This is a genomic window from uncultured Oscillibacter sp., from assembly GCF_910587525.1.
Taxonomy (GTDB): Bacteria; Bacillota; Clostridia; order Oscillospirales; family Oscillospiraceae; genus Oscillibacter.
Genome location: NZ_CAJULS010000262.1, coordinates 1 through 1,592, shown reverse-complemented (window position 1 = coordinate 1,592; position 1,592 = coordinate 1). Strand labels below are relative to the sequence as shown.

Sequence of the window (1,592 nt, the reverse complement as noted above, 5' to 3'; positions counted from 1 at the left end):
TGCGGGACGCCAAGATCACCGAGATCTACGAGGGCACTTCCGAGGTCCAGCGCATTGTTATTTCCGCGAATATGGGACTGTGACTTTTTTGAAAGAAAGCCGTCAAAAGAACTTTCGCACGCTGCGGCAGTCCGGAAATGAACCGGGCCGAAGCGGCGGCAGCGTTTCACTTCCCTATGTGGGAGAGTTCTGCTTTATCCTGGGACTCAAAATAAATTTGGAGGAAAACAAGTATGAAGATCATTGTTTGCGTCAAGCAAGTGCCTGATACCTCCGGGAAGGTGGCCGTCAATCCTGACGGCACCCTGAACCGGGCTTCCATGCAGACCATCACCAACCCCGACGACATGAACGCCGTGGAGGCCGCTCTCAAGCTCAAGGACGCCACCGGCTGCAAGGTCACCGTGGTGACCATGGGTCCGCCCCCCGCCGCCGGAATGCTGCGGGAGCTGATGGCCATGGGCGCCGACGAGGGCGTGCTGGTGTCCGCCCGTGAGTTCGGCGGGTCCGACACCTACGCCACCTCCCAGATTCTGGCCGCCGCCATCGACACCATCGGCGTGGAGAAGGACGACATTGTCATGTGCGGCCGCCAGGCCATCGACGGCGACACCGCCCAAGTGGGTCCCCAGATTGCCGAGAAGCTGGGCCTGCCCCAGGTGACCTACGCCGCCGATATCCAGAAGGACGGGGAGAATGTCACCGTCAAACGGATGCTGGAGGACGGCTACATGACCATCAAGGTCCAGACTCCCTGCCTGCTGACCTGCATCAAGGAGCTGAACAACCCCCGTTATATGTCCATCGGCGGCATCTACGCCACCTACTCCAAGCCTCTGGAGACTTTCGATTACGAGAAGCTGAAAGACCACAGGCTCATCGACGCCACCACCATTGGCCTCAAGGGCTCTCCCACCAACATCTTCAAGAGCTTCACCCCGCCCCAGAAGGGCGCCGGACAGATGTTAGAGGGCGACGGCAAGGAGACCTGTGAGCAGCTGGCCGGCATTCTGGCCGCCAAGCACATCATCTGAGACTTACTTTACTTGAAAGAAAAGTAAGCAAAAGAACTTTAACTCGCTCTGATTATCTGGTGATAAATCAGGCCGAAGCGACGACAACGTAACACTACTTTGCAGAGAGGTGTAAATGAATATGTCTACTTTTAATAGCGCGGATATCGCTGCTTTCAAGGATGTATGGGTGTTCTGCGAGCAGCGCGAGGGCAAGCTGATGCCCACCGATTTCGAGCTGATCAGCAAGGGCCGCGACCTGGCCAACGAGCTGGGCGTGAATGTCTGCGGACTGCTGCTGGGCGGCAAGGGCATTGAGGCCGCCGCCAAAGAGCTGGGCGGCTATGGCGCGGACAAGGTCTACGTCTGCGAGGACGAGAAGCTGGCCGTCTACAACACCGACGCCTACGCCAAGGTGATCTGCGACGTCATCGAGGACCTGAAGCCCGAGGCGTTCCTGATCGGCGCCACCAACATCGGCCGTGACCTGGCGCCCCGCTGCGCGGCCCGCCTGCACACCGGCCTGTGCGCGGACTGCACCCACCTGGACATCGACGTGGCCAACTACATCCAGTTCCT

2 protein-coding genes and 1 pseudogene are annotated in these 1,592 nt (G+C 59.1%); all 3 read left to right on the top strand.

The genetic code is table 11. The annotated features are described in order from the left end of the window. Positions 1-83: acyl-CoA dehydrogenase family protein (locus tag QZ326_RS13275; protein WP_295746140.1), on the top strand; the 83-nt coding region annotated here is incomplete at its 5' end. Between the two features lie 150 nt (positions 84-233). Continuing rightward, positions 234-1,034, top strand: coding sequence for an acryloyl-CoA reductase electron transfer subunit gamma (acrB, locus tag QZ326_RS13270; protein WP_295746137.1), 801 nt, complete (start codon positions 234-236; stop codon positions 1,032-1,034). 121 nt (positions 1,035-1,155) lie between these two features. Beyond that, a pseudogene (locus QZ326_RS13265) lies at positions 1,156-1,592 on the top strand (electron transfer flavoprotein subunit alpha/FixB family protein); the annotation flags it as partial.